Genomic DNA, 26,141 nt, shown 5'->3' with positions numbered 1-26,141 from the left:
ATTATGTACTGGGGTGAGCATATCGTGGTTGTCACGGCGCGCAATTCGCCATTCGATTGACAGCACAACTATACACCGTTCCGTCACTGCCGGAACGTCGGCCCTCGCTGCTTTGTGCAGCGAGGCGACCGGTTCTTTATTACCACTACGCCCGTTCTTCCCAGATCATCGCCAGATGCACGATGGTCTGCACGGCTTTTTCCATGTCCTGGACGCTGACCCATTCGGTACGGCCATGGAAGGCGTGTTCGCCGGCGAAGATGTTGGGGCAGGGCAGGCCCATGAAGGACAGCCGTGATCCGTCGGTACCGCCGCGGATGCTGCTGCGGACGGGTTTGAGCCCGGCGCGCTGGATCGCTTCCACGGCGTATTCGACCATCTGCGGATAGCGGTCGATCACCTGCTTCATGTTGCGGTATTGCTGCTTGATCTCGACCGTCGCCGTCGAATGCGGATAGGCCATCATCACGTCGTCGACGATGGATTGCAGCAGCGCTTCCTTCTCCGCAAGGCCGTCATCTGTGAAGTCGCGCACGATCAGACTGAGCGTCGCTTTTTCAAGCGCGCCTGAAATGCCGATCGGATGCAGGAAGCCTTGCTTGCCGTCGGTGGTCTCAGGCGAACAGGTGTCTTTCGGCAGTTGCTCGACGATTGCGGCGGCGATCTTGATGGCGTGCTCCATCTTGCCCTTGGCAAAGCCGGGATGCGCGCTGACGCCTTCGATGGTGATGACGGCACCGTCGGCCGAGAAAGTCTCGTCTTCGACATAGCCGGCGGTCTCGCCATCCATGGTGTAGGCGAAGTCAGCGCCCAGCTTTGTCAGGTCGACCTTGTCGACGCCGCGGCCGATCTCTTCATCGGGCGTGAACAGGATCTTGATGGTGCCGTGCCTGATCTGTGGATTGGCAACCAGGAAACGTGCCGCGTCCATGATCTCGGCAAGGCCAGCCTTGTTGTCGGCGCCCAGCAAAGTGGTGCCGTCGGTGGTGATGATGTCATGGCCGATCTGGTCCTTCAGCGCTGGATTGTCGGCGACGCGGATGACCTGCGTTGTGTCCACCGGCAGCACGATATCGCCGCCCCGATAGTTCTTGACGATCTGCGGTCTGACGTCCTTGCCGCTGCAGTCGGGCGAGGTGTCCATATGCGAGCAGAAACATATCACCGGCACTTTCTTGTCCGATGTCGCGGGGATCGTCGCATAGACATAGCCATGCTCGTCGAGATGCGCGTCCCTGAGCCCCAGGTCCCGCAGCTCCTGCGCGAGTACGCGGCCGAGATCCTTCTGCTTTTCGGTCGATGGACAGGTGGGGGAAGCGGGGTCGGACTGAGTGTCGATCACCACATAGCGCAGGAAGCACGCAGTCACGTCATGGGCGAAATCGAAGGGGGGAGTTGCTGTCAAAGGGCACCATCTGATTGCAGAAGTCCTGGCAGCTTAGAAGTTTCATTCCGGGCCGTCACGAGGACGCGGCCCGGAATGAGAAGTTCAAGCGGTCGATCAGACGGCTTCCTTGAGTTCCTTGGCCGGCCGGAACGCGACCTTCTTGCTGGCCGCGATCTCGATCTGCTCGCCGGTCGCCGGGTTGCGACCCATGCGGGCGGCGCGCTTGCGGACTTGAAGGATGCCAAGGCCGACGATGCGGATACGCTCGCCATTCTTGAGGTGGTTGGTGATGCGCTCCACCATGTCACCGAGGATTTCTTCGGCCTTCTTCTTCGACAGCTCGTGATCTTCAGCCAGGGCCGCGGCGAGATGCTTCAGCGTGATGGTGGGAGGAGTGGCCGCTTTCGCGGCGGTGGTGGTTGCAGCTTTTGCCATGAATCTGGCCCTTCTCGTTGGTGGTCTGTCTTAAACCTGTGACGCAGCAGGGCTTAAACGATTCGGAGCGATGCCGCCCCGCTGTTTTGCCTGCAAACAGGGGCTTATTTGCATTTCCGGCCTTAAAACGGCCTTCTCGCAAAGCCTGCAGCGACGCTCTCTTGTGATGTCCCCCGGAATGGTTCTGCAACGTCCTTGACTTCAAAAGGACGTCCCTTTATGTCCAGCCCCACTGCGGGATTGCAGACGATCCACGCGGGAGTAGCTCAGTTGGTTAGAGCGCTGCCCTGTCACGGCAGAGGTCGCGGGTTCGAGTCCCGTCTCTCGCGCCATTCCATCAGGAATGGCGGGATTCAGGTCCATCCGCGGTCATCCCCACAAGTTTCCCCAAGAGAACGATAAAACTGCAGGCGTCTCGCGCGGCATTTGACGCGCCAGCGGTCAGAACGAATCTGCGAGCGCGATTTCCTGCTTCAGCGCCTCGATTCGCCGCGCGGCTTCAGCGCGCGTCAGGTCCTTTTCGAATTGTTTGGGCTGATAGGCCTCGATCGCCAGCGATTTCAGCGTCAGCGCCTGGCCGCGGGTCATCGGGCCGGAGAGGCGATCCGGCAGGCTCTCATACGACGATACCGATGCCGCAATCGCGGGGACAACGATCTCACTGCGGGTGTTCAAAGCCGGGGTCTTCAAAGCCAGGGTCTTTAAAGCAAGGGTCATGGGAACCTCCAAAAATCCGATCTGGATCGAAACAATGGCTTGTCAATTTGTTCTCTTTTTGTTCTATATCGCAAATGACCAAGCTCGCCAACCTGAATTTCAGAATTGCCCGGCTGCGCTACCAGATGAAAGGGGTGCAGTCGGATATCCGGCTGCTGACCAATGCCCAGCTGGATTGTGCCAATGCCGCCATGCGCCTGCGGCGGATGCAGGCCGATCTGCTGGCGCTCATCGCGGAGCGTGAGGTGCTGGCATGTCCGGCGTGAGCGAGCCGCCGCAGCTCAGGATCATCACGTTGCGGGCGCAGATCGCCGAGCTCGGCGCGGCGATCTGTCTGTTGCGACAGGCGGGCATGGACAACGCCGCCGCGGAGTTGCTGCTGGTGCGGAAACGCGCCGAACTGGATGGCATGTTGTGGCAGGGAAGGAGCGCCAGGTCCGACCCGCCGACGGGCGAGGTTTGACGGTCCCGGCGGTTGAGAAGTCATGCCGGATTTTTGAGAATCTGCGGAAGGTTTGTCGCAGCCGGCGATGCATCGGCAAGGTTGCGTTTCGATCGTCGCGCCGCGCATGGCAGAGCATGAAACTGTCAACATCCCTTGTCTTGCATGGCTTGTTGCGCTGCGCTAAGCCTCAGAACCATTCCAATGTTCGAATCTGTGGCAAAGTCAGGGCCGCAGGAGTAAGGCTCGCCGATGAACGGCATCTTGCAGAATTATCTCCCCCTTGTGGTCTTTATCGGCATCGCATCCGTCATCGGTCTGGCCTTGCTGATCGCGCCATTTCTCGTCGCCTACCAGCAGCCAGATCCGGAAAAGCTGTCCGCCTATGAATGCGGATTCAACGCTTTTGACGATGCGCGCATGAAGTTCGATGTGCGGTTCTATCTGGTGGCGATTCTCTTCATCATCTTCGATCTGGAAGTCGCCTTTCTGTTTCCGTGGGCAGTGGCCTTCGGCAAGCTCGGCGCAACCGGCTTCTGGTCGATGATCGTGTTTCTCGGCGTGCTCACCATCGGTTTCGCCTACGAATGGAAGAAAGGCGCGCTCGAATGGGATTGAGCCCAGTCATAGCCTCGGCTCCCGCGATCGCGCAGGCGCCGAAAGGCATCATCGATCCGTCCACCGGCAAGCCGGTCGGCGCGAACGATCCGTATTTTCTCGAGGTCAATGCCGAGCTGTCCGACAAGGGCTTCTTCGTTGCTGCGACCGACGACCTGATCACCTGGGCGCGCACCGGCTCGCTGATGTGGATGACCTTCGGTCTCGCCTGCTGCGCGGTCGAGATGATGCAGGTGTCGATGCCGCGTTACGACGTCGAGCGTTTCGGCTTCGCCCCGCGCGCGTCGCCGCGTCAGTCCGACGTGATGATCGTCGCCGGCACGCTGACCAACAAGATGGCCCCGGCGCTGCGCAAGGTCTATGACCAGATGCCGGAGCCGCGTTACGTCATCTCGATGGGCTCCTGCGCCAATGGCGGCGGCTACTATCACTATTCGTATTCGGTGGTTCGGGGCTGCGACCGTATCGTGCCGATCGACATCTATGTGCCGGGCTGCCCGCCCACCGCAGAAGCGCTGCTCTATGGCGTGCTGCTGCTGCAAAAGAAGATCCGCCGCACCGGCACGATTGAACGCTAAGACTCGCGAACGCTTAAGGCTTTGTCATGGACGATGTGAGGCTCGACACACTGGGTCAGACGATTGTCGGCGCCCTGCCGGGTGCCGCGCTCGCGCATGAGGTGGCGTTCGGCCAGCTGACGATCGCGGTGGAAGCATCGAAGATCGTCGAAGTCGCGCAGTTTCTGCGTGACGATCCACGCTGCCGCTTTGTGAACTTCACCGACGCAACTGCAGTCGATTATCCCGGCCGCGAGAAGCGTTTCGATGTTGTCTATCACCTGATGTCGCCGACGCTGAACACGCGCATTCGCATCAAGTGTCTCGCGTCCGAGACGACCCAGGTGCCGTCGATCATCGACGTGTTTCCCGGCGCCGACTGGTTCGAGCGCGAAGCCTATGATCTCTACGGCGTGATCTTCGTCGGTCATCCCGACATGCGCCGTCTGCTGACCGATTACGGTTTCGACGGCCATCCGCTGCGCAAGGACTTCCCGCTCACAGGCTTCGTCGAGGTTCGTTACGACGACCAGGAGAAGCGGGTGGTTTACGAGCCGGTCCGGCTCAATCAGGAATTCCGCAAGTTCGATTTCCTCTCGCCCTGGGAAGGCGCGGATTATCCCGTGCTGCCCGGTGACGAGAAGGCAGAGGTCAAGCCATGACCGAACAACCCAACGTTCGCAATTTCACGATCAATTTCGGACCGCAGCATCCGGCCGCGCACGGCGTGCTCCGTCTGGTGCTGGAACTCGACGGTGAAGTCGTCGAGCGCGTCGATCCGCATATCGGCCTGCTTCATCGCGGCACCGAGAAGCTGATCGAGCAGAAGACCTATCTGCAGGCGATTCCGTATTTCGACCGGCTCGATTACGTCGCGCCGATGAACCAGGAACACGCGTTCTGTCTGGCTGCTGAAAAGCTGCTGGGCATCACCGTGCCGCGCCGCGGCCAGTTGATCCGCGTGCTGTATTCCGAAATCGGCCGCATCCTGTCGCATCTTCTCAACATCACCACGCAGGCGATGGACGTCGGCGCGCTGACCCCGCCGCTGTGGGGCTTCGAAGAGCGCGAAAAACTGATGGTATTCTATGAGCGTGCCTCGGGCTCGCGCATGCATGCCGCGTTCTTCCGCATCGGCGGCGTGCATCAGGATCTGCCGCCCAAGCTGATCAACGATATCGATGCCTGGTGTGATGCCTTCCCGCAGGTGCTCGACGATCTCGAAACGCTGCTCACCGGCAATCGTATTTTCAAACAGCGCAACGTCGATATCGGCGTGGTCTCGCTGGAAGACGCCTGGAAGTGGGGCTTCTCCGGCGTGATGGTGCGTGGCTCGGGCGCTGCCTGGGATTTGCGCAAGTCGCAGCCGTATGAGTGCTACGCCGAAATGGACTTCGACGTTCCGATCGGCAAGAACGGCGACTGCTACGATCGCTACTGTATTCGTGTCGAAGAGATGCGACAGTCGACGAAGATCATGAAGCAGTGCATCGCCAAGATGCGCGCGCCGGACGGGCAGGGCGCTGTTGCCATCGAGGACAACAAGATTTTCCCGCCGCGTCGCGGCGAGATGAAGCGCTCGATGGAATCGCTGATCCATCACTTCAAGCTCTACACCGAAGGTTTTCGCGTTCCGGAAGGCGAAGTCTACGCCGCCGTCGAGGCGCCGAAGGGCGAGTTCGGCGTCTATCTGGTCTCCGATGGCAGCAACAAGCCTTACAAGTGCAAGATCCGCGCGCCGGGCTTTGCGCATCTGCAGGCCATGGACTTCATGTGCCGCGGTCATCTGCTCGCTGACGTTTCCGCCATCCTCGGTTCGCTCGATATCGTGTTCGGAGAGGTCGATCGATGAACGTGGCCGCGGGTCTCAGTCTGGCTATGACAGGTCTGATCGGATTGCCCGCGTTCGCGGCCGAGCTCGGCTGCGCGCACTATGCTGCCTTCAAGAAGCTGCCAGCCGGCTTCCAGGAAATCGCCAGCGGCGATCTGGGCGGCGTTGAGAGCTTCGTTTTGTCGAACGGTGATTGCACCTGCAACAACGGCCCCGTTATTGCGCGTCGCTTTGGCCGATCGGCTCCCGTGGGTGAGAACTGGTCGTGCCGTCACGCAATCGGTGATGAGGTTGAGGTCAAACAGTGACGCTGACGCCTCCCATCCAGTTTGACCGGGCGTCCGGCGTTCTCCAGAGCGTGAATCTTTGGGAACGTGCGATGGCCTGTGCGCTGGTGGTTGGCTCGAAGATCTCGTCGTCGTTCTCGCATCGCGGCTACAACATGTGCGCCAATCTGATGCGCAGGACTGTGCTGCCGGCGCGCGATCTGGTGGTGAAGCTGAATGCGGATGCGCAGTTCGCGTTCCCGTTCGGCGATGGCTATTGGAGCAAGTTGCTCAATCGCACGTTCTCCTATGAAGACGAGCTTGAGGTGTTGTTCCGGAACTCGATCGATGTCGATTACACGCTGCTCGATTGCGGCGCGAATTACGGATACTGGTCGGTGCTGGTGTCGAGCGCGCCGTTCGGCTCGCACAAGGCGATCGCCATCGAGCCGTCGTTCGACAATTTCGCGAAGCTCGCCAATAACGCCAGGATCAATGGTGACCGGTTCGACGTCATCAAATGCGCGATCGGCTCGCAGCGCGGCACGGCACACCTGTCAGGCACCAAGCACGAAGCCTTCAGCATCGCCGGCGATCCCAATGCCGGCGGCGAGGAAGTGCCGGTGATCTCGCTCGATAATCTGCTCGATGACGGCAAGGTGTCGATGTCTGGCAAATACCTGATCAAGCTCGACGTCGAAGGCGTCGAGATCGAGGCTATCAAGGGCGGCGCACGATTGCTGCAGGGCGACTCGGTCATCATGTGCGAAGAGCACGGCAATGACCCGCATCACACCGTCTCACGCTTTATCCTGGATCAAACGCCGCTCAAGCTGATTGTGCATGATCCCGCCACCAACCGTTTCGAAACCGTGACCGAGTTGTCGATCCTCGATCGCATCAAGGTGTCCACACATGTTGGCTACAACGTGTTTGGCACATCGAGTGCGTTCTGGCTCGACCGCATCAACAGCCTGAATGCGAGCGCGGCGCGCCGCACTCATTGAGAGACTAGACATGTCCGTCCGCCGTTTGGCTCCGAAAGAAGTTCAGCCCGCTTCGTTTGAATTCACGCCTGAGAATCTGGCGTGGGCGAAGGAGCAGATCACGCATTATCCGCCCGGCCGTCAGGCATCGGCCGTGATCGCGATCCTGTGGCGTGCGCAGGAACAACAGGCTGGCTGGGTGTCAGAAGCCGCGATCCGCGTCGTCGCCGACATGCTGGAAATGCCCTATATCCGCGTGCTCGAAGTCGCGACCTTCTATACCCAGTTCCAGCTGCAGCCGGTCGGCAAGAAGGCTCACATTCAGGTCTGCGGCACCACGCCTTGCATGCTGCGCGGCGCCGGCGATCTGATCGACGTCTGTCAGCATCGCATCCATCACGACCCGTTCCATCTGTCCGCAGATGGCGATTTCAGCTGGGAAGAGGTCGAGTGCCTCGGCGCCTGCGTCAACGCCCCGATGGCGATGATCTGGAGCGACACCTACGAAGACCTCACCAAAGAGAGCATGAACAAGCTGATCGACGGTTTCGCCGCCGGCACGCCGCCGAAGCCGGGTTCGCAGATCGGCCGTCAGTTCGCAGCGCCCGAGGGTGGTGCGCGCGTGATGACGAGCGGTGGCGCTGCCACCTACACCAAGGTTCTGGATATGCCGAAGGAACCCGTGCTCGCCGATGCCGAGCCGAAGAAGCAGACCGAGTCGGCCAATGTGCAGGAGCGCCCGGCGCCGAAGCCGCCGGCTGCCGACGCGACCAAGACCAATCCGCCGAAGGGTGGTGCTCCCAAGGAGCCGAAGAAATGACGCGCGCGCTGTCGATGAAATTTGCAACGCTGTCGGGGGACGCGGCAATGAACAAGTGGCTCTACATCGCACTGCATACGATGGTCGCAGCTGCGTTCATTTTCTCGCTGCAGCGCTTCTTTTTGAACGCCACGCTTGAATCAAGTCTGTTGTGGGCCGTTGTGTTCGGCGGTTGCGCCGCGATGCTCGCCTTCAAGCAATCCAATCGCTGATCGAGGAAGCCATGCTCGACGACAACGACCGCATCTTCCGCAATCTCTACGGCCTCGATGACTGGGGCCTCGCCGGCGCACGCCGCCGCGGCGGCTGGGATGGCACCAAGGCCATCATCGACAAGGGCCGCGACTGGATCGTCAACGAGATGAAGGCGTCGGGCCTGCGTGGCCGCGGCGGTGCAGGTTTCCCAACCGGTATGAAGTGGTCCTTCATGCCGAAGGACAATGCCGACGGTCGCCCGAGCTATCTCGTCGTCAATGCCGACGAGTCCGAGCCAGGCACCTGCAAAGACCGCGAGATCATGCGCCACGATCCGCATACGCTAGTCGAAGGCTGCCTGATCGCCGGCTGCGCCATGGGCGCCCATGTCGGTTACATCTATGTCCGCGGCGAATTTATCCGCGAGCGCGAGCATCTGCAGGCGGCGATCGATCAGGCCTATGAGGCCAATCTGATCGGCAAGAACAACATCCACGGCTTCCCGTTCGATCTCTATGTCGCGCACGGTGCCGGCGCGTATATCTGCGGCGAAGAGACTGCACTGCTCGAAAGCCTTGAAGGCAAGAAGGGCCAGCCGCGCCTGAAGCCGCCATTCCCGGCGAATGTCGGTCTCTACGGCTGCCCGACCACGGTGAACAACGTGGAGTCGATTGCGGTTGCGCCAGACATCCTGCGTCGCGGCGCGGCGTGGTTCGCCTCGATCGGCCGGCCGAACAATGTCGGCACCAAGCTTTACGGCATCTCGGGTCACGTCAACACGCCTTGCGTCGTCGAGGACGCCATGAGCATTCCGTTCCGTGAGCTGATCGAGAAGCACGGCGGCGGCATTCGCGGCGGCTGGGACAATCTCTTGGCGATCATTCCCGGCGGTGCGTCGTGCCCGATGATTCCGGCTGCGGATTGTGAAGAACTCATCATGGATTTCGACGGCACACGCGCAGTGAAGTCGTCGTTCGGCACCGCCGGCGTCATCGTCATGGACAAGTCCACCGACGTCATCGCCGCGATTGCCCGCATCAGCTACTTCTTCAAGCATGAGAGCTGCGGCCAGTGCACGCCGTGCCGTGAAGGCACCGGCTGGATGTGGCGCGTGCTGAGCCGCATGGTCGAGGGCCGCGCCCACAAGCGCGAGATCGACATGCTGCTCGAAGTCACCAAGCAGGTTGAAGGCCACACCATCTGCGCACTCGGCGATGCCGCTGCGTGGCCGGTGCAGGGCCTGATCCGCGCCTTCCGCCCGGAGATCGAACGCCGCATCGAAGAGTTCAGCCGCAAGGCCACGCTCGACGATCAGGGCATCCTCGATCCCGCGCATCTGGTCGCGGCGGAGTAGGGCGCATGGCTATGACGAAACTGATCATCGACGGCAAAGAGATCGAGGTCCCCGCGGAATACACGCTGCTGCAGGCGTGTGAAGCCGCCGGCGCCGAAATCCCGCGCTTCTGCTATCACGAGCGCCTGTCAATCGCCGGCAACTGCCGCATGTGCCTGGTCGAAGTGAAGGGCGGACCGAAGCCGGTCGCGAGCTGCGCCTGGGGCGTGCGCGATTGCCGTCCGGGCCCGAAGGGTGAGCCGCCGGAAATCTCGACCCGTTCGCCGATGGTCAAGAAGGCACGCGAAGGCGTGATGGAATTCCTGCTGATCAACCACCCGCTGGATTGCCCGATCTGCGATCAGGGCGGCGAATGCGATCTGCAGGACCAGGCGATGGGCTATGGCGTCGACACATCGCGCTTTGCCGAAAACAAGCGCGCGGTTGAAGACAAGTATCTCGGCGCGCTGGTCAAGACCTCGATGAACCGCTGCATCCAGTGCACGCGCTGCGTCCGCTTCGCCGCCGAAATCTGCGGCGTGCCGGAGATGGGCGCGACCGGTCGCGGCGAGGACATGGAAATCACCTCGTTCCTCGAAACGGCGCTGACCTCGGAGCTGCAGGGCAACCTGGTCGATATCTGCCCGGTCGGCGCGCTGACCTCGAAGCCTTACGCTTTCGCTGCGCGTCCGTGGGAGCTCGGCAAGACCCAGTCCATCGACGTGATGGACGCCGTCGGTTCGGCGATCCGTGTCGATACCCGTGGCCGCGAAGTGATGCGCATCCTGCCGCGCGTCAACGAGGCGGTGAACGAGGAATGGATCTCGGACAAGACGCGCCACATCGTCGACGGCCTGCGCACACAGCGCCTCGATCGTCCCTATATCCGCGACAACGGCAAGCTGCGTGCTGTGACTTGGGCTGAAGCTTTCAGTGCCATCGCTGCAAAGGTTGCCGGCAGCAAGAAGATCGGCGCCATCGCGGGCGATCTGGCCGCCGTCGAGGAAATGTTCGCGCTGAAGCAACTGCTCGCAAGCATGGGGTCGGCCAATCTGGCGACCCAGAGCGCGGGCGCTTTCGATGCGGCCTCCGGCCGCGCATCCTACATTTTCAACCCGACCATCGCTGGCATCGAGCAGGCCGATGCACTGCTGATCGTGGGCGCCAACCCGCGCAAGGAAGCCGCCGTTCTCAACGCGCGCATCCGCAAGGCATGGCGCACCGGTGCGTTGAAGGTCGGCGTGATCGGCGAGAAGGCCGATCTGACCTATCGCTACGACTATCTCGGTGCCGGCACGGACTCGCTGGCCGAACTCGCCGCCGGCAAGAACGCCTTCGCCGATGTGCTGAAGAACGCCAAGCATCCGATCGTGCTGGTTGGCGCCGGTGTGGCCGCACGTGCCGATGGCGCTGCGGTACTCGCGGCGGCTGCCAAGCTCGCTTCGGACTTCGGTGTTATCAAGGACGGCTGGAACGGTTTTGCGGTGCTGCAGACGGCTGCCTCGACGGTCGGCGCGCTCGATATCGGCTTCGCGCCGACCGCGGGCAGCCTGAGCCTCGCGCAGATGACGTCGGCCGGTTCGCTCGACGTGCTGTTCTCGCTCGGCGCCGACGACGTGAAAGTCGCCGACGGCACCTTCGTGGTCTATATCGGCACCCATGGTGACCGCGGAGCGCATCGCGCCGACGTGATCCTGCCGGGTGCGGCCTATACCGAGAAGTCCGGCATCTTCGTCAACACCGAAGGCCGCGTGCAGATGGCGGAGCGCGCCGGTTTCCCGCCGGGCGATGCCCGCGAGGACTGGGCGGTGATCCGCGCATTGTCCGACGTGCTCGGCCACAAACTGCCTTACGACTCGCTGACTGCGTTGCGGCAGGCGATCTTCAAGGCTGCACCGCACCTGATGCGCATCGATCAGATCGAGGCCGGCGATGCCGGTGCGATCAAGACCCTTGCGGGCAAGGGCGGCACTGTCGACAAGACACCGTTCAAGGCCTCCGTTGAGGACTTCTACCTGACCAACCCGATCGCGCGTGCGTCAGCCATCATGGCGGAATGCTCCCGCCTGGCCTCTGGCCAGATGCTGACGGCGGCGGAGTAAACCGATGGCTGAATTCTGGACAAGCACCCTGTGGCCGCTGATCATCATGGTCGCGCAGAGCCTCCTTGTGCTCGTGGTGCTCTTAATTGCGATTGCCTACATCCTGCTGGCTGACCGCAAGATCTGGGCGGCGGTACAGATCCGCCGTGGCCCCAACGTGGTCGGGCCATTCGGCCTGCTGCAATCCTTCGCGGACTTGCTGAAATTCGTGTTGAAGGAGCCGGTGGTTCCTTCCAGCTCCAACAAGGGTGTGTTCCTGCTGGCGCCGCTGGTGTCCTGCGTGCTCGCGCTGGCGGCCTGGGCGGTGATCCCGATGGATCTCGGCTGGGTCATTTCCGACATCAATGTCGGTGTGCTCTATATTTTCGCGATCTCGTCGCTGTCGGTCTACGGCATCATCATGGCCGGCTGGTCGTCGAACTCGAAATATCCGTTCCTGTCGGCGCTGCGCGCCGCCGCGCAGATGGTGTCCTACGAAGTTTCGATCGGCTTCGTCATCATCACCGTCTTGCTCTGCGTCGGTTCGCTGAACCTGACGGCCATCGTCGCCGCGCAGGATTCGAAGTGGGGCATTCTGGGCTGGTACTGGATCCCGCTGTTCCCGATGTTCGTGATCTTCTACGTCTCGGCGCTGGCTGAAACCAACCGTCCGCCCTTCGACCTCGTCGAAGCGGAATCGGAACTGGTCGCGGGCTTCATGACCGAATACGGCTCGACCCCGTATCTGCTGTTCATGCTCGGCGAATATGTTGCCATCGTCACCATGTGCGCGCTGGCAACGATCCTCTTTTTGGGCGGCTGGCTGTCGCCGATCCCGTTCGCGCCATTCACCTGGGTGCCAGGCATCATTTGGTTCGCCATCAAGGTGATGTTCATGTTCTTCCTGATTGCGATGGCGAAGGCGATCGTGCCGCGCTACCGCTACGACCAGCTGATGCGTCTGGGCTGGAAGGTGTTTCTGCCGCTGTCGTTGGCGTACGTCATCATCGTCGCTGCCGTGCTGCAATTCGGGGGTCTTGCTCCGAAATGAGGTCACTATGAATATCAGGGCAACAGCTCATTCGCTTCTGCTGGCGGAGTTCGTTTCGGCGTTCGTCCTCGCCATGCGGTATTTCTTCAAGCCGAAGCCGACGCTGAACTATCCGTTCGAGAAGGGGCCGATCTCGCCGCGTTTCCGTGGCGAGCATGCATTGCGCCGCTATCCGAACGGTGAAGAGCGCTGCATCGCCTGCAAGCTCTGCGAAGCGGTGTGTCCGGCACAGGCCATCACCATCGAAGCCGGCCCGCGCCGCAACGATGGTACGCGCCGTACCGTGCGCTACGACCTGGACATGGTGAAATGCATCTATTGCGGACTGTGCCAGGAGGCTTGTCCGGTGGATGCGATCGTCGAGGGACCGAACTTCGAGTTCGCCACCGAGACGCGTGAGGAACTCTATTATGACAAGGCGAAATTGCTCGCCAACGGCGACCGCTGGGAGCGCGAGATTGCGAAGTCAATCGAACTCGACGCGCCGTACCGGTAAGGTGACCAGATGATCCTTCCCGCACTGTTCTTCTATCTGTTCGCCAGCATCTGCGTGGCTTCCGCGGTCATGGTGATTGCCTCGCGCAATCCCGTGCATTCCGTGCTGTTCCTGATCCTGGCATTCGTCAACGCCTCGGGCCTGTTCGTGCTGATGGGCGCCGAATTCCTGGCGATGCTGCTGATCGTCGTCTATGTCGGCGCCGTCGCGGTGCTGTTCCTGTTCGTCATCATGATGCTCGACGTCGACTTCACGCAGCTGCGCGAAGGCTTCATTCAGTATCTGCCCTTTGGTCTCGTGATCGGTGCGATCTTCCTTGCCGAATTGCTGCTGGTCGCAGGTGGCTGGGTGATGAACCCGAACGTCACCAAGTCGATTACGGCGGCGATCCCGACGAATGTGAGCAATACCGAGGCGCTCGGCCTCGTGCTCTATACGAAGTACATCCATTACTTCCAGCTGGCCGGCATGGTGCTGCTGGTGGCGATGATCGGCGCGATCGTGCTGACGCTGCGTCACAAGGTCAAAGTGCGGCGCCAGGACATCAATGTTCAGAACGCGCGCAATCCGGAACTGGCGATGGAAGTGCGCAAGGTCGCGACCGGGCAGGGCCTGCAGGACGCCGACGCGGGGAGCTGGGTCAAATGACGATCGGTCTCGGACACTATCTGGCGGTCGCAGCGATCCTGTTCACGCTGGGCATTCTCGGCATCTTCCTGAACCGCAAGAACATCATCGTCATCCTGATGTCGATCGAGCTGATCCTGCTCGCCGTCAACATCAACATGGTGGCGTTCTCGACCTTCCTCGGCGACATCGTCGGGCAGGTGTTCGCGCTGCTTGTGCTGACCGTGGCCGCTGCGGAAGCAGCGATCGGTCTCGCCGTGCTGGTGGTCTATTTCCGCAACCGCGGCTCGATCGCGGTTGAAGACGTCAATCTGATGAAGGGCTGAGCCAGTTATGATCCAGGCTCTCGTATTCCTGCCGCTGATCGGCGCGCTGATCGCAGGCTTCATCGCCATCCTGGGTGCGCATGGGCGTAACCCGAGCGGCGACGAGATGGACCATGCGCATGACGACCACGGTCACGGCGATGCCAGCGCGCATGCACATGCTGCGCATGGGCATGACGATCATGGTCACGATGATCACGACGACCATCACCATGTTGCCGAGCCGGCCGCGTTCGGCTCGCGTGCGGCCGAGCTGATCACTGCCGGTCTGCTGGTGGTGTCGGCGGTGCTGTCCTGGATGACCTTCGTCGATGTCGCCTTCATGCATCACGATGCCCGCGTCGTACTGCTGAACTGGATCAATTCGGGCGACCTGCAGCTGTCCTGGACGCTGCGCGTCGACACGCTGACCGCTGTGATGCTGGTCGTCGTCACCACGGTGTCGTCGCTCGTGCACATCTATTCGCTCGGCTATATGGAAGACGATCCGAACCGGCCGCGCTTCATGGCGTATCTGTCGCTGTTCACCTTCATGATGTTGATGCTGGTGACCGCGGATAACCTGCTGCAGCTGTTCTTCGGCTGGGAAGGCGTGGGTCTGGCCAGCTACCTGCTGATCGGTTTCTGGTTCAAGAAGCCCTCGGCCAATGCGGCGGCGATCAAGGCCTTCGTGGTCAATCGCGTCGGCGACTTCGGCTTCCTGCTGGGCATCTTCGCGCTGTTCATGCTGGTCGGCTCGACCGATCTCGACACCATCTTTGCCAGCGCGCCTGGCCTGACCGGCAAGACGATCAACTTCTTCGGCTGGCACGCCGATGCGCTGACACTGACCTGTCTGCTGCTGTTCGTCGGCGCGATGGGCAAGTCGGCCCAGTTCCTGCTGCACACTTGGTTGCCGGACGCGATGGAAGGCCCGACGCCTGTGTCGGCGCTGATCCACGCGGCGACCATGGTCACCGCGGGCGTCTTCATGGTGGCGCGCATGTCGCCGTTGTTCGAGCTCGCGCCGAACGCGCAGGCCGTCGTGATGCTGGTCGGCGCGACCACTGCATTCTTCGCCGCGACCATCGGTCTGGTGCAGAACGACATTAAGCGCATCGTCGCTTACTCGACCTGTTCGCAGCTCGGCTACATGTTCGTGGCGCTGGGGACGGGGGCTTACTCGGTCGCCATGTTCCACCTGTTCACGCACGCCTTCTTCAAGGCGCTACTGTTCCTGGGCTCGGGCTCGGTGATCTACGCGATGCATCACGAACAGGACATCCGGAAGATGGGTGGCCTGTGGAACAAGATCCCGTTCACGTACGCGATGATGACCATCGGTACGCTGGCGCTGACCGGATTCCCGTTCACGGCCGGCTACTTCTCGAAGGACGCGATCATCGAAGCGGCTTACGCCTCGCACACCCAGTTCGCCTTCTACGGCTTCCTGATGACCGTGGTCGCGGCGCTGCTGACCTCGTTCTATTCGTGGCGTCTGGTGTTCAAGACGTTCCATGGCGAGCCGCACGACAAGAAGCACTACGATGCAGCGCATGAAGCGCCGCTGTGGATGCTGGTCCCGCTGGCCGTGCTGGGCATCGGATCATTCGCCGCAGGCTTCCCGTTCAAGGAGCTGTTTGCCGGTCATCACGTCGGCGAGTTCTTCCGGGAATCGCTGAAGATGAACCCGCACATCATCGAAGAGATGCATCACATCCCGGGCTGGGTGCCGTATGTGCCGACCGTGATGATGGTGCTCGGTTTCCTGATTTCGTATCTGTTCTATGTTCGCAAGCCGTATTTGCCTGTCGAGCTCGCGAACCAGCATCCGCTGCTCTACAAGTTCCTGCTCAACAAGTGGTACTTCGACGAGCTCTACGAGATCATCTTCGTCCGCCCGGCCAAGTGGATCGGCCACTTCCTCTGGAAGAAGGGCGACGGCATGATCATCGACGGCCTCGGGCCTGATGGTGTCTCGGCCCGCGTGCTCAATATCACGCGCGGCGTGGTGAAGCTGCAGACCGGCTACCTCTATCACTATGCCTTCGCGATGCTGATCGGCGTCGCCGGGTTGATCACCTGGTTTATCTTCGGCCTGGGGGGCCAGTAACAATGGCGTCCGTCATGACATGGCCGGTTCTTTCGGTCGTCACCTTCCTGCCGATCGTCGGCGCGATCCTGATCTATCTCAGCCGCGGCGATGATGAGGCTGCGCAGGGCAATGCGCGCTGGATCGCGCTCTGGACCACGCTGATCACTTTTGCGGTCTCGCTGATCCTGGTGATGCGCTTCGACCCGTCGAACGGCGACTTCCAGTTTGTCGAAAAGGCGCCCTGGCTGGCCGCGACCATCAACTACCATATGGGCGTGGACGGCATTTCGCTGCCCTTCGTGATCCTGACCACGGCCCTGATGCCGTTCTGCATCCTGTGCAGCTGGAAGTCGGTCACCAAGCGCGTCCGCGAATACATGATCGCGTTCCTGTTCCTGGAAACGCTGATGATCGGCACCTTCTCGGCGCTGGATCTGGTGCTGTTCTATCTGTTCTTCGAAGGCGGCCTGATCCCGATGTTCCTGATCATCGGCATCTGGGGCGGCCCGCGCCGCGTCTACGCCTCGTTCAAGTTCTTCCTCTACACGTTCCTCGGCTCGGTACTGATGCTGCTGGCCATCATGGCGCTGTACTGGAATGCGGGCACAACCGACATCCCGACGCTGATGCACACGGCCGTGCCGCGCAGCCTGCAGACATGGGCGTGGCTGGCATTCTTCGCGTCCTTCGCGGTCAAGATGCCGATGTGGCCAGTGCACACCTGGCTGCCTGACGCGCATGTGGAAGCGCCGACGGCAGGTTCAGTCGTGCTGGCTGCGATCATGCTGAAGATGGGCGGTTACGGCTTCCTGCGCTTCTCGCTGCCGATGTTCCCGGATGCCTCTCTCTATTTCACGCCGATGGTCTGGACGCTCTCTGTGATCGCGATCGTCTACACGTCGCTGGTCGCGCTGATGCAGGAAGACATCAAGAAGCTGATCGCTTACTCGTCGGTCGCGCATATGGGCTATGTGACCATGGGCATCTTCGCCGGCACGACACAGGGCGTCTCCGGCGCAGTGTTCCAGATGGTGTCGCACGGCATCGTCTCGGGTGCGCTGTTCCTCTGCGTCGGCGTCGTTTACGACCGCCTGCATACCCGCGAGATCGCGGCCTATGGCGGCCTCGTCAACCGGATGCCGATCTATGCAGCGCTGTTCATGGTGTTCACCATGGCCAATGTCGGTCTGCCCGGCACCTCCGGCTTCGTCGGTGAATTCCTGACGCTGATCGGCACCTTCAAGGTCTCGATCCCGACGGCGACATTCGCCAGCATCGGCGTGATCCTGTCGGCGGCCTATGCGCTGTGGCTGTACCGCAAGGTCGTGTTCGGTGAACTGACCAAGCCTGCGCTGCAGGGCATCAAGGACATCACGTTCCGGGAAGGCCTGGTGCTGGTGCCACTGGTCATTCTCACCATTCTGTTCGGAGTCTATCCGAAGCCGGTGCTCGACATGTCGGCGGCTTCGATCCAGCTCCTCGTTAACAATTACGCTGCTGCAACGTCTGCCGTGAAGGCAGCCGCGCTGCTGCAATGACCGCAGCAGATCAGGATAACGCGCAATGACGATTACGACCGCCGGATATTCCCTGCTGCCCGTACTGCCGGAGCTGATGCTCGCGGTTGGCGCCATGGCGCTGCTGATGATCGGTGCCTTCAACGGACCGAAGGTCACAGGCCTGATCACCACGCTCGCCGTCTGCCTGTTGGTGGTGGTCGGCGCGGCTGAAATCATGCTGCCCGCGGGCAAGCATGTCACCTTCGCCGGCAGCTTCATCGTCGACGATTATGCGCGCTTCCTGAAGGTGTTGGCGATCATCGCGTCGGCCGTGACGCTGATCCTGTCGCGTGAATTCCTCGCGGACCAGTCCCGTCGCATTTTCGAATACGCCATCCTGGTGCTGCTCTCGACGCTCGGCATGATGGTGCTGATCTCGGCCGGCGACCTGATCATGCTCTATCTCGGCCTCGAACTGATGAGCCTTTCGCTCTATGTCGTCGCAGCCTCCAACCGCGACAATGCAAAGTCGACCGAAGCCGGTTTGAAGTATTTTGTGCTCGGTGCGCTGTCGTCCGGCATGCTGCTCTACGGCGCTTCTATGATCTACGGCTTTACCGGCACGGTGTCTTTCGTCGGCATCGCCGCCGAAGCCAAGACCGGCAATATCGGCCTGGTGTTCGGCTTGGTTTTTCTGCTTGCCGGCCTCTGTTTCAAGGTCTCGGCCGTGCCGTTCCACATGTGGACGCCGGACGTCTATGAGGGCGCACCGACGCCCGTCACCGCCTTCTTCGCCTCGGCCCCGAAGGTCGCAGCACTCGCTGTGTTCACCCGTGTCGCGCTGACGGCGTTCCCGGGCATCGTCGTGCAGTGGCAGCAGGTCGTGGTGTTCGTATCGCTGGCCTCGATGGTGCTGGGCTCGTTCGCGGCCATCGGCCAGAGCAACATCAAGCGCCTGATGGCCTATTCGTCGATCGGCCATATGGGCTTCGCGCTGGTCGGCCTTGCCGCCGGCACGCAGGAGGGCGCCCAGGGCGTGCTGGTCTATATCGCGATCTATGTCGCGATGACCCTCGGCACCTTCGCCATCATCCTGACCATGAAGCGCAACGGCCAGGCCGTTGAGACGATCAAGGACTTCGCTGGCCTGTCGCGCACCAATCCGATCATCGCCTTCTTCTTCGCGATGTTCCTGTTCTCGCTGGCAGGCGTGCCGCCGCTGGCCGGCTTCTTCGGCAAGTTCTACGTCTTCATGGCGGCCATCAAGTCGGGCCTGTTCGTACTGGCCGTGGTCGGTGTGTTGGCCAGCGTGGTGGGCGCGTTCTACTACCTGTCCATCGTGAAGCTGATGTATTTCGACGAGCCGGTCGGGAAGCTCGATCCGATGCGCGTCGAGCTGCGCACGGTGCTGGCTGTGGCGGGTCTCTTCAACGTGCTGTTCTTCGTCTATCCGGCGCCTCTGGTCAGCGCGGCGGCATTCGCAGCGAAGTCGCTGTTCTAGATGGTATTTTCGCTCGGTCCCCGAGCCCTCGCGGCGGGCACGAAGCTCGCCGCATTCGACACAACCGGTTCGACCAATACGGAAGCCATGGACCGCGCGCGCGCAGGCGAGCGCGGTCCGATGTGGTTTGTCACAACGGAACAGACCGCGGGACGTGGGCGACGGCATCGGCCGTGGGTCGCTCCCCGCGGGAACCTCGCCAGCTCGGTCCTCGAAGTTCTTGACGTGACGCCCTCAGTTGCGGCGACACTGGGCTTCGCCGCCGGCGTTGCCGTTGAGAAAGCGCTCCGACAGATCAGCGTCGAAGCCGCGATGCGGGCGCCGCAGTCGGCCGCGAATGATTATCGGCTGAAATGGCCGAACGACGTTCTGGCAGGCGGACATAAGCTTGTCGGAATGAATCTGGAGGCGGAGGTAGCGCCGAACGGCCAGCTTGCTGTTGTCGTCGGCATCGGCACCAATGTGGTGGCCGCCCCCGACAATATGCCTTATCCGGTTGCTTGCCTGCATGCGATGGGCGTCGGCGCCAGCGCCGAAGACCTGTTTGCGGCGCTTTCGGACACCTGGCAGGAGATGCGCGGCATCTGGGATTCCGGCCGCGGGTTTGCCGAGATCCGGCGGCAGTGGCTGGAACGCGCAGCAGGGATCGGTCAGCCGGTGTCCGTGGACAACGGGGTACAGACGATTTCGGGAATTTTCGACACCATTGATGAGGCCGGTTGTATGATTGTCGCGACAGCGGATCGCCGGCGAATCCCTATTACCGCCGGCGACGTTCATTTCGGATCGGCCGCGTCGACAAGGACAGCACGCAAATGACGCGACCCAACGAATTGACCTTCGCACCGCTGGGAGGCGTCGGCCAGATTGGCATGAACCTGTCGATCTATGGCCTGGCCGGGAAGTGGCTGGCGATCGACCTCGGCGTCTATTTCGGCGACGAGGAACATCTGCCCGGCATCGATCTGGTGATGCCCGATGTGCGCTTCCTGGAAAAGGAAAAGAAGAATCTCGTTGGTCTCGTGCTCACCCACGCCCATGAGGACCATTTCGGCGCCATCATCGATCTGTGGCCGAAACTGAAATGCCCGATCTATGCGACGCAGTTCAGCGCCGCATTGTTCGAGGCCAAATGCGCCAGCGAGCGTAATCCGCCGAAGATCCCCGTCACCGTGGTGCCATCGGGCGGCCGCATCAATCTCGGCCCGTTCGATGTCGAGTTCATTCCGGTTGCGCATTCGATTCCGGAATCCCACGCCATCGCGCTGCACACGCCGTTTGGCACCGTGCTACATACCGGTGACTGGAAGATCGATCCGACACCGATCATCGGCCTGCCAACCGACGAAAAGCGGCTGCGCGAACTCGGTGATGCCGGCGTACTGGCCATCATCGGCGACTCCACGAATGCGGTGCGCGATGGCCGCTCACCGTCCGAAACGGAGGTTGCCGCCACGCTCACCAAACTGGTGAAGGCTGCCAAGGGCCGCGTCGCCGTTACGACCTTCGCATCGAACGTGGCGCGGTTGCGGGCCGTTGCCGAAGCGGCGCAGGCCGCGGGCCGCGAAGTGGTGCTGGTCGGCCGCGCTATGGAGCGCGTCGTGCAGGTGGCCCGCGAATGCGGCTATCTCGATGGACTGCCGGCGTTCCGTAACGCCGACTATTACGGCCATTTCCCGCCGGACAGAGTTGTGGCGCTGTGCACGGGCAGTCAGGGTGAAGCGCGCGCGGCGCTGGCGCGTATCGCCAGCGACGATCATCCGATGGTGACCCTCAACAAGGGCGATACGGTGATCTTCTCGTCGCGGACCATTCCGGGCAACGAGAAGGCGGTCGGCACCATCATCAACGGTCTTGTCACGCAGGGCATCGAGGTGATCACCGATCGCGATGCGCTGGTGCATGTGTCAGGCCATCCGCGCCGCGACGAATTGCGCGACATGATCTCCTGGGTACGGCCTCAATTGCTGATCCCCGTCCATGGCGAGGCGCTGCATCTGCACGAGCATGCCAAGCTCGCGCGCGCCTGCGGCGTGCCGCGGACCATGATCGTCAAGAACGGCGACCTGGTGCGCCTTGCGCCGGGCGATGCCGCTGTGATCGACGAACTGCCGTCTGGTCGCATGTTCAAGGACGGCCTCATTCTCGAGGATTCCAAGTCCCGCGCTGTAAGCGAGCGGCGCCGACTGTCCTTTGCCGGCTGTGCTTTCGTGGCACTGGCCGTGACCATGAAGGGCGAACTGGTCGATGACCCTGCGGTCGACCTGATCGGCATTCCCGAAAAGAACCTCAAGGGCGAGGTGATGGAGGATGTCGTGTTCGACATCGTCGTCAACATAGTCGAGAACCTGCCCAAGGCACGCAAGCGCGATCCCGATGCGATGGCGGAGTCGGTGCGACGCGCTGTCCGCTCGTCACTCGCCGATCAATGGGGCAAGAAGACGATGTGCTACGTTCACATCCTGCAGGTCGAAGACTAAAAGCAAAACAAAGACTACGGAGGACACCATGCTGGGCCGGCTCAATCATGTGGCGATTGCCGTCGCCGATGCGGAGAAAGCTGCGAAGATCTACGGCACCGCCTTCGGTGCCGAGATTTCCGCGACCGTGCCGCTGCCGGAGCATGGCGTCATCACGGTGTTCGCGACGCTGCCGAATACCAAGATCGAATTCATCCAGCCGCTCGGCGCGGATTCGCCGATCGCCAAATTCGTCGAGCGCAATCCCGATGGCGGCATTCATCACATCTGTTACGAAGTGCCTGACATCATCGCCGCGCGCGATAATCTGATCAAGGAAGGCGCGCGCGTGCTTGGCGACGGCCAGCCGAAGATTGGCGCCCACGGCAAGCCCGTGCTGTTCCTGCATCCCAAGGATTTCTCGGGCGCGCTGGTAGAGATCGAACAAGCTTCCGAAATCGAACAGTCCTGAGGGCACGATGGCCTATACGATCTCGACGTCGCTCGCGGTCTATTTCGTCATCTGGTGGATCACGCTGTTCCTGACGCTGCCATTCGGCGTGCGCAGCCAGCATGAGGACGGCGAGGGCACCGACGGCACCGATCCCGGTGCGCCTGTGCTGGCCCGGATGGGGCGCAAGCTGATCTGGACCACGGTGATTTCCGCGGTGCTGTTCGCGGTCGGCATGTATGCGTATCGCATGGACTACTTCAACATCGAGAGGCTCTCGAAGCTGATGGGCGTGCCGATCTGAGAGCGATCTTTAAGCTGCGGGGTCTATCCTTTCAGGTGCCGTTACGGAGCTGACGCATGAAGCGCTTTCTGCTTTTTCTGTTGCTTGGGCCGGCTGTCGGCTTTGCGGTTTTCGAGCTGCGCGAAATTGCCAGCGGCAGGATCATCGGCGGCTTTCCCGGCTTCATCATGGGTTTGCCTTTCGCTTATTGGTTCGGCCTCATCCCGTCCTTGATCATGTGGCTCGAGGACTGGTTCCTCGAAGACAAGATGCAGCTGTGGCCGAAGGTGCTGACCTCGGCGCTGACCGGTTACGTGGTGAGTATCGCGATGATGTTGATCTGGACGTCGGTGTCGATTCCGCTGCGTCAGATCCTCACATTCGGAATCGTCGGCGCGGTGCAGGGCCTGGTCTGTTCGTGGCTGTCGGGCATCAAGCCGAAGGGTGGTGCGCTGTAGTACGCAGCGCGTTGCATCTCCGAAAAAAGGCCGGCATTGATGCCGGCCTTTTTTCGTCTCGGACGATATGAAGCGTCGCTATCGTTGTCGGGAATCCATCGAAAAAAAAAGAGCAGGGCCGCAGCCCTGCTCGGAAAATTGTGTCGACCCTATTACCCCAAACTTTGGATTTTATCCTTGCTTAGCGGGTTGACGCTGCTTGAGCGCGTCAGGGCTCCTCCCGAGACTTGGACCACCAGACTCTGTCCTTACGAACCGCCTGAGGCATGAGTCGTAGCTCAACTTTTTTTGTTTGTCACCAATTTCGGCAATGTGTGTTCAAAATTTAGGCCAAGGGTAGAATCGCGGCCTTTTACGCTATGTCCGGTCACGCTGGGGTCGCTCTGGCCGAGATTGGAAATGGCGGCATTCGACAGTCTGGGAAGCAATTCGCCAGGCGAACGGAATTAAGCCCTGATTGCCGGCTTCAAGTCGCGGAGTATCCGGCGGCCGACCGGTTGCCCTTGTATTTTGGCGGCCGATCCGGTTTCACTCGCGTTCTCCCGTGTCCCTCCGATTCCCAGGCCTAACCATGCGATTGTCGCGCTATTTTCTGCCCATTCTCAAGGAAACGCCGAAGGAAGCGGAGATCGTCTCGCACCGTCTGATGCTGCGCGCAGGCATGATCCGACAGGAGGCCGCTGGCATCTATGCCTGGCTGCCGCTGGGCCTGCGGGTGTTGAAGAAGATCGAGCAGATCGTCCGCGAGGAGCAGAACCGGGCAGGCGCCATCGAGCTCCTGATGCCGACGCTACAGCTGGCCGATCTCTGGCGCGAAAGTGGGCGCTACGACGCCTATGGTCCGGAGATGCTGCGCATCGTGGACCGCCACAAGCGGGAGCTTCTCTACGGGCCGACCAACGAGGAAATGATCACCGAGATCTTCCGCGGCTATGTGAAGTCCTACAAGAGCCTGCCGCTGAACCTGTATCACATCCAGTGGAAATTCCGCGACGAGCAGCGTCCACGTTTCGGCGTGATGCGCGGCCGCGAATTCCTGATGAAGGATGGCTATTCGTTCGACATCGACGAAGCCGCGGCGAAACATTCCTACAATCAGATGTTCGTCGCCTATCTGCGCACCTTTGCCCGCATGGGCCTGAAGGCGATCCCGATGCGCGCCGAGACCGGCCCGATCGGCGGCGATCACTCCCACGAATTCATCGTGCTCGCCGAGACCGGCGAGTCTGGCGTGTTCTGCGACAAGAACGTGCTCGATCTGCCGATTCCGCCGGCCGATGTCGATTATAGCGGTGATCTCACGGGCATCATCAATCAGTGGACCTCGATCTATGCGGCGACCGAAGACGTCCACGACGCTGCGCGGTTCGAAAGCGAAGTGCCGGCCGAGCGGCGGCTCAACACCCGCGGTATCGAAGTCGGCCAGATCTTCTACTTCGGCACCAAATATTCCGACGCGATGAAGGCGACCGTCGCCGGCGCCGATGGGGCGGAGACGCCGATCCATGGCGGCTCCTATGGCGTCGGCGTGTCGCGTCTCCTGGGCGCGATCATCGAGGCCTGCCACGACGAGAATGGCATCAAGTGGCCCGAGGAAGTGGCGCCATTCCGTGCCGCCATCCTCAACCTGAAGCAGGGGGCGGCCGATACGGATGCGGCCTGCGAGGCGCTCTACAAGGAGCTCTCGGCCAAGGGCGTCGATGTGCTCTATGATGACACCGACCAGCGCGCCGGCGGCAAGTTTGCGACTGCCGACCTGATCGGTGTGCCCTGGCAGATCCTCGTTGGCCCGAAGGGGCTGGCCGAAGGCAAGGTCGAGCTGAAGCGGCGCGATGACGGTTCGCGTGAGAATATCAGTGCCGCCGAGGTCGTCGCAAAGCTGACGTCCTGACGACTTATCCACTGTGTGGTCGCCGCATCACTCACGATGCGGCTAGAATAAGCCCGATTCGTATGGGAGTCGGGCGATGGATGATGCCATGAGCGAGCCAGTTCGAACCCCACCCTTCGCCGCCTTCGAATGGCTGCTGTCCGGACGCTATCTCCGCGCACGCCGTAAAGAGGGATTCATCTCCGTCATTGCCGGCTTCTCGTTCCTCGGCATCATGCTCGGCGTCGCCACGCTGATCATCGTGATGGCCGTGATGAACGGCTTCCGTAAGGAGCTGCTCGACAAGATCCTGGGTCTTAACGGACATCTGCTCGTGCAGCCGCTGGAAAGTCCTCTGACCGACTGGAAGGATGTCGCCGACCGCATCAGCGGCGTGAATGGCATTCGTCTCGCCGCGCCGGTCGTGGATGGCCAGGGGCTAGGATCATCCGCGTTCGGTGCTGCCGGCATCTTTATCCGCGGTATCCGCTCTGGCGATCTCAATAACCTCACGTCGATCGCCAAGAACATCAAGCAGGGCACGCTCGAAGGCTTCGATGACGGGCAGGGTGTGGCGATCGGTCGGCGGCTGGCAGATCAACTCTCGATCCATGCCGGCGACATGATCACGCTGATCTCGCCGAAGGGGGCGGTGACCCCGATGGGCACGACACCGCGCATCAAGCCCTACAAGGTTGCTGCCGTCTTCGAGATCGGCATGTCGGAATATGACTCGACCTTCGTGTTCATGCCATTGGCCGAGGCGCAGACATACTTCAATCGTCCCTCTGACGTGACCTCGATCGAGGTCTACACCAACAATCCCGACAGGATCGACGAGTATCGCAAGCTCGTGACCGAGGCGGCCGGGCGGCCGATCTTCATCGTCGATTGGCGGCAGCGCAACTCGACCTTCTTCAATGCGCTGCAGGTCGAGCGCAACGTCATGTTCCTGATCCTGACGCTGATCGTGCTGGTGGCGGCGCTGAACATCGTCTCCGGCCTGATCATGCTGGTGAAGGACAAGGGCAGCGACATCGCGATCCTGCGCACCATGGGTGCCTCTCAAGGCTCGATCATGCGGGTGTTCCTGATCACGGGCGCTGCGATCGGCGTGGTCGGCACTTTGGTCGGCTTCGTCGTCGGCCTTCTGGTCTGCATGAACATCGAGTCGATCCGGCAATTCATCTCGTGGATGACATCCACGGAGCTGTTCTCGCCGGAACTGTATTTCCTGTCCAAGCTGCCGGCCGAGGTCGACATCGGCGAAACCAGCGCGGTGGTCATCATGGCGCTGACGCTGTCGTTCCTGGCGACCCTCTACCCGTCGTGGCGCGCCGCGCGCCTCGATCCCGTCGATGCGCTAAGATACGAGTGA

At 61.4% G+C, this 26,141-nt stretch carries 29 protein-coding genes and 1 tRNA gene; 27 read left to right on the top strand and 3 right to left on the bottom strand.

Going from position 1 to position 26,141, the window contains the following annotated elements; translation table 11 throughout:
• Window positions 1–145: 145 nt before the first annotated feature.
• A complete protein-coding gene (gene pepT, locus AB8A33_RS14350; protein ID WP_439093363.1) occupies window positions 146–1,405 on the bottom strand; it encodes a peptidase T in 1,260 nt (419 codons plus the stop codon).
• A 96-nt stretch (window positions 1,406–1,501) separates the two neighbouring features.
• Window positions 1,502–1,822, bottom strand: coding sequence for an HU family DNA-binding protein (locus AB8A33_RS14345; RefSeq protein ID WP_068730898.1), 321 nt, complete (start codon window positions 1,820–1,822; stop codon window positions 1,502–1,504).
• Window positions 1,823–2,077: 255 nt separating this feature from the next.
• On the opposite strand from AB8A33_RS14345, the gene AB8A33_RS14340 reads away from it, so the two are divergent.
• Window positions 2,078–2,154, top strand: a tRNA-Asp gene (locus AB8A33_RS14340).
• 109 nt (window positions 2,155–2,263) lie between these two features.
• Here AB8A33_RS14340 and AB8A33_RS14335 read toward each other — a convergent pair.
• Window positions 2,264–2,539, bottom strand: a complete 276-nt coding sequence (locus tag AB8A33_RS14335) for a DUF3072 domain-containing protein (protein WP_439093362.1) — start codon at window positions 2,537–2,539, stop codon at window positions 2,264–2,266.
• Between the two features lie 74 nt (window positions 2,540–2,613).
• On the opposite strand from AB8A33_RS14335, the gene AB8A33_RS14330 reads away from it, so the two are divergent.
• From AB8A33_RS14330 to AB8A33_RS14205, 26 genes are all read left to right on the top strand, one after another.
• On the top strand, window positions 2,614–2,805 hold the full coding sequence (locus tag AB8A33_RS14330) for a hypothetical protein (protein WP_315841846.1): 192 nt from the start codon (window positions 2,614–2,616) through the stop codon (window positions 2,803–2,805).
• Complete coding sequence (locus tag AB8A33_RS14325) at window positions 2,793–3,002, top strand: hypothetical protein (RefSeq protein WP_439093361.1); 210 nt, start codon at window positions 2,793–2,795, stop codon at window positions 3,000–3,002. The genes AB8A33_RS14330 and AB8A33_RS14325 overlap by 13 nt, the downstream gene beginning before the upstream one ends.
• 231 nt (window positions 3,003–3,233) lie before the next feature.
• Window positions 3,234–3,599, top strand: a complete 366-nt coding sequence (locus tag AB8A33_RS14320; protein ID WP_092142237.1) for an NADH-quinone oxidoreductase subunit A — start codon at window positions 3,234–3,236, stop codon at window positions 3,597–3,599.
• On the top strand, window positions 3,590–4,177 hold the full coding sequence (locus AB8A33_RS14315; protein ID WP_089264564.1) for a NuoB/complex I 20 kDa subunit family protein: 588 nt from the start codon (window positions 3,590–3,592) through the stop codon (window positions 4,175–4,177). Before AB8A33_RS14320 ends, AB8A33_RS14315 begins: the two co-directional genes overlap by 10 nt.
• Window positions 4,178–4,203: 26 nt before the next feature.
• Window positions 4,204–4,818 carry an NADH-quinone oxidoreductase subunit C gene (locus tag AB8A33_RS14310; protein ID WP_439093360.1) on the top strand — a complete coding sequence of 205 codons (615 nt, stop codon included), beginning with the start codon at window positions 4,204–4,206 and terminating at the stop codon, window positions 4,816–4,818.
• Window positions 4,815–6,008 (top strand): NADH-quinone oxidoreductase subunit D, encoded by a 1,194-nt coding sequence (locus AB8A33_RS14305; RefSeq protein ID WP_439093359.1) that lies wholly within the window; start codon window positions 4,815–4,817, stop codon window positions 6,006–6,008. Before AB8A33_RS14310 ends, AB8A33_RS14305 begins: the two co-directional genes overlap by 4 nt.
• Window positions 6,005–6,295 (top strand): hypothetical protein, encoded by a 291-nt coding sequence (locus AB8A33_RS14300; protein WP_439093358.1) that lies wholly within the window; start codon window positions 6,005–6,007, stop codon window positions 6,293–6,295. The genes AB8A33_RS14305 and AB8A33_RS14300 overlap by 4 nt, the downstream gene beginning before the upstream one ends.
• A complete protein-coding gene (locus tag AB8A33_RS14295) occupies window positions 6,292–7,260 on the top strand; it encodes an FkbM family methyltransferase (protein WP_439093357.1) in 969 nt (322 codons plus the stop codon). The genes AB8A33_RS14300 and AB8A33_RS14295 overlap by 4 nt, the downstream gene beginning before the upstream one ends.
• A 10-nt stretch (window positions 7,261–7,270) precedes the next feature.
• Complete coding sequence (gene nuoE, locus AB8A33_RS14290) at window positions 7,271–8,059, top strand: NADH-quinone oxidoreductase subunit NuoE (protein ID WP_439093356.1); 789 nt, start codon at window positions 7,271–7,273, stop codon at window positions 8,057–8,059.
• A complete protein-coding gene (locus tag AB8A33_RS14285) occupies window positions 8,056–8,271 on the top strand; it encodes a hypothetical protein (protein ID WP_092142251.1) in 216 nt (71 codons plus the stop codon). The genes nuoE and AB8A33_RS14285 overlap by 4 nt, the downstream gene beginning before the upstream one ends.
• An 11-nt stretch (window positions 8,272–8,282) precedes the next feature.
• Entirely contained in the window at window positions 8,283–9,608 is a 1,326-nt protein-coding gene (gene nuoF / locus AB8A33_RS14280) for an NADH-quinone oxidoreductase subunit NuoF (protein WP_439093355.1), read from the top strand.
• An 11-nt stretch (window positions 9,609–9,619) separates the two neighbouring features.
• Entirely contained in the window at window positions 9,620–11,689 is a 2,070-nt protein-coding gene (gene nuoG, locus AB8A33_RS14275; protein WP_439095939.1) for an NADH-quinone oxidoreductase subunit NuoG, read from the top strand.
• Between the two features lie 4 nt (window positions 11,690–11,693).
• Window positions 11,694–12,719, top strand: a complete 1,026-nt coding sequence (nuoH, locus tag AB8A33_RS14270; RefSeq protein WP_089264558.1) for an NADH-quinone oxidoreductase subunit NuoH — start codon at window positions 11,694–11,696, stop codon at window positions 12,717–12,719.
• Window positions 12,720–12,726: 7 nt separating this feature from the next.
• The gene (gene nuoI, locus AB8A33_RS14265; protein WP_439093354.1) at window positions 12,727–13,215 is read left to right on the top strand and encodes an NADH-quinone oxidoreductase subunit NuoI; all 489 of its coding nucleotides are present in this window, start codon (window positions 12,727–12,729) and stop codon (window positions 13,213–13,215) included.
• A gap of 9 nt (window positions 13,216–13,224) precedes the next feature.
• On the top strand, window positions 13,225–13,863 hold the full coding sequence (locus AB8A33_RS14260) for an NADH-quinone oxidoreductase subunit J (RefSeq protein WP_068730884.1): 639 nt from the start codon (window positions 13,225–13,227) through the stop codon (window positions 13,861–13,863).
• Complete coding sequence (gene nuoK / locus AB8A33_RS14255; RefSeq protein ID WP_068730883.1) at window positions 13,860–14,168, top strand: NADH-quinone oxidoreductase subunit NuoK; 309 nt, start codon at window positions 13,860–13,862, stop codon at window positions 14,166–14,168. The genes AB8A33_RS14260 and nuoK overlap by 4 nt, the downstream gene beginning before the upstream one ends.
• Window positions 14,169–14,175: 7 nt before the next feature.
• Complete coding sequence (gene nuoL, locus AB8A33_RS14250) at window positions 14,176–16,260, top strand: NADH-quinone oxidoreductase subunit L (protein WP_439093353.1); 2,085 nt, start codon at window positions 14,176–14,178, stop codon at window positions 16,258–16,260.
• A 14-nt stretch (window positions 16,261–16,274) separates the two neighbouring features.
• Window positions 16,275–17,780, top strand: a complete 1,506-nt coding sequence (locus AB8A33_RS14245; RefSeq protein WP_439093352.1) for an NADH-quinone oxidoreductase subunit M — start codon at window positions 16,275–16,277, stop codon at window positions 17,778–17,780.
• Between the two features lie 25 nt (window positions 17,781–17,805).
• Window positions 17,806–19,242, top strand: coding sequence for an NADH-quinone oxidoreductase subunit NuoN (gene nuoN, locus AB8A33_RS14240; RefSeq protein ID WP_439093351.1), 1,437 nt, complete (start codon window positions 17,806–17,808; stop codon window positions 19,240–19,242).
• Window positions 19,243–20,061, top strand: a complete 819-nt coding sequence (locus AB8A33_RS14235; RefSeq protein ID WP_439093350.1) for a biotin--[acetyl-CoA-carboxylase] ligase — start codon at window positions 19,243–19,245, stop codon at window positions 20,059–20,061.
• On the top strand, window positions 20,058–21,722 hold the full coding sequence (locus AB8A33_RS14230) for a ribonuclease J (protein WP_439093349.1): 1,665 nt from the start codon (window positions 20,058–20,060) through the stop codon (window positions 21,720–21,722). Before AB8A33_RS14235 ends, AB8A33_RS14230 begins: the two co-directional genes overlap by 4 nt.
• Before the next feature lie 28 nt (window positions 21,723–21,750).
• On the top strand, window positions 21,751–22,173 hold the full coding sequence (gene mce / locus AB8A33_RS14225) for a methylmalonyl-CoA epimerase (protein ID WP_068730877.1): 423 nt from the start codon (window positions 21,751–21,753) through the stop codon (window positions 22,171–22,173).
• A 7-nt stretch (window positions 22,174–22,180) separates the two neighbouring features.
• Window positions 22,181–22,456 (top strand): DUF1467 family protein, encoded by a 276-nt coding sequence (locus AB8A33_RS14220; protein WP_439093348.1) that lies wholly within the window; start codon window positions 22,181–22,183, stop codon window positions 22,454–22,456.
• A 56-nt stretch (window positions 22,457–22,512) separates the two neighbouring features.
• Entirely contained in the window at window positions 22,513–22,893 is a 381-nt protein-coding gene (locus AB8A33_RS14215) for a hypothetical protein (RefSeq protein ID WP_439093347.1), read from the top strand.
• Between the two features lie 571 nt (window positions 22,894–23,464).
• Complete coding sequence (gene proS, locus AB8A33_RS14210; protein WP_439093346.1) at window positions 23,465–24,784, top strand: proline--tRNA ligase; 1,320 nt, start codon at window positions 23,465–23,467, stop codon at window positions 24,782–24,784.
• Window positions 24,785–24,860: 76 nt separating this feature from the next.
• On the top strand, window positions 24,861–26,141 hold the full coding sequence (locus AB8A33_RS14205; RefSeq protein WP_439093345.1) for a lipoprotein-releasing ABC transporter permease subunit: 1,281 nt from the start codon (window positions 24,861–24,863) through the stop codon (window positions 26,139–26,141).

Origin of the sequence: Tardiphaga sp. 813_E8_N1_3, from assembly GCF_051811025.1 — a bacterium.
In the GTDB taxonomy this organism is placed as follows: Bacteria; Pseudomonadota; Alphaproteobacteria; order Rhizobiales; family Xanthobacteraceae; genus Tardiphaga.
Note: the sequence above shows the minus strand (reverse complement) of the source record. Positions and strands in the feature narration are given on the sequence as shown.

Coding starts and splice junctions, on each gene's coding strand:
- AB8A33_RS14345 (WP_068730898.1), bottom strand. CDS start 1,822: ATGGCAAAAGCTGCAACCACCACCGCCGCGAAAGCGGCCACTCCTCCC.
- AB8A33_RS14335 (WP_439093362.1), bottom strand. CDS start 2,539: ATGACCCTTGCTTTAAAGACCCTGGCTTTGAAGACCCCGGCTTTGAAC.
- AB8A33_RS14330 (WP_315841846.1), top strand. CDS start 2,614: ATGACCAAGCTCGCCAACCTGAATTTCAGAATTGCCCGGCTGCGCTAC.
- AB8A33_RS14325 (WP_439093361.1), top strand. CDS start 2,793: ATGTCCGGCGTGAGCGAGCCGCCGCAGCTCAGGATCATCACGTTGCGG.
- AB8A33_RS14320 (WP_092142237.1), top strand. CDS start 3,234: ATGAACGGCATCTTGCAGAATTATCTCCCCCTTGTGGTCTTTATCGGC.
- AB8A33_RS14315 (WP_089264564.1), top strand. CDS start 3,590: ATGGGATTGAGCCCAGTCATAGCCTCGGCTCCCGCGATCGCGCAGGCG.
- AB8A33_RS14310 (WP_439093360.1), top strand. CDS start 4,204: ATGGACGATGTGAGGCTCGACACACTGGGTCAGACGATTGTCGGCGCC.
- AB8A33_RS14305 (WP_439093359.1), top strand. CDS start 4,815: ATGACCGAACAACCCAACGTTCGCAATTTCACGATCAATTTCGGACCG.
- AB8A33_RS14300 (WP_439093358.1), top strand. CDS start 6,005: ATGAACGTGGCCGCGGGTCTCAGTCTGGCTATGACAGGTCTGATCGGA.
- nuoE (WP_439093356.1), top strand. CDS start 7,271: ATGTCCGTCCGCCGTTTGGCTCCGAAAGAAGTTCAGCCCGCTTCGTTT.
- AB8A33_RS14285 (WP_092142251.1), top strand. CDS start 8,056: ATGACGCGCGCGCTGTCGATGAAATTTGCAACGCTGTCGGGGGACGCG.
- nuoF (WP_439093355.1), top strand. CDS start 8,283: ATGCTCGACGACAACGACCGCATCTTCCGCAATCTCTACGGCCTCGAT.
- nuoG (WP_439095939.1), top strand. CDS start 9,620: ATGACGAAACTGATCATCGACGGCAAAGAGATCGAGGTCCCCGCGGAA.
- nuoH (WP_089264558.1), top strand. CDS start 11,694: ATGGCTGAATTCTGGACAAGCACCCTGTGGCCGCTGATCATCATGGTC.
- nuoI (WP_439093354.1), top strand. CDS start 12,727: ATGAATATCAGGGCAACAGCTCATTCGCTTCTGCTGGCGGAGTTCGTT.
- AB8A33_RS14260 (WP_068730884.1), top strand. CDS start 13,225: ATGATCCTTCCCGCACTGTTCTTCTATCTGTTCGCCAGCATCTGCGTG.
- nuoK (WP_068730883.1), top strand. CDS start 13,860: ATGACGATCGGTCTCGGACACTATCTGGCGGTCGCAGCGATCCTGTTC.
- nuoL (WP_439093353.1), top strand. CDS start 14,176: ATGATCCAGGCTCTCGTATTCCTGCCGCTGATCGGCGCGCTGATCGCA.
- AB8A33_RS14245 (WP_439093352.1), top strand. CDS start 16,275: ATGACATGGCCGGTTCTTTCGGTCGTCACCTTCCTGCCGATCGTCGGC.
- nuoN (WP_439093351.1), top strand. CDS start 17,806: ATGACGATTACGACCGCCGGATATTCCCTGCTGCCCGTACTGCCGGAG.
- AB8A33_RS14235 (WP_439093350.1), top strand. CDS start 19,243: ATGGTATTTTCGCTCGGTCCCCGAGCCCTCGCGGCGGGCACGAAGCTC.
- AB8A33_RS14230 (WP_439093349.1), top strand. CDS start 20,058: ATGACGCGACCCAACGAATTGACCTTCGCACCGCTGGGAGGCGTCGGC.
- mce (WP_068730877.1), top strand. CDS start 21,751: ATGCTGGGCCGGCTCAATCATGTGGCGATTGCCGTCGCCGATGCGGAG.
- AB8A33_RS14220 (WP_439093348.1), top strand. CDS start 22,181: ATGGCCTATACGATCTCGACGTCGCTCGCGGTCTATTTCGTCATCTGG.
- AB8A33_RS14215 (WP_439093347.1), top strand. CDS start 22,513: ATGAAGCGCTTTCTGCTTTTTCTGTTGCTTGGGCCGGCTGTCGGCTTT.
- proS (WP_439093346.1), top strand. CDS start 23,465: ATGCGATTGTCGCGCTATTTTCTGCCCATTCTCAAGGAAACGCCGAAG.
- AB8A33_RS14205 (WP_439093345.1), top strand. CDS start 24,861: ATGGATGATGCCATGAGCGAGCCAGTTCGAACCCCACCCTTCGCCGCC.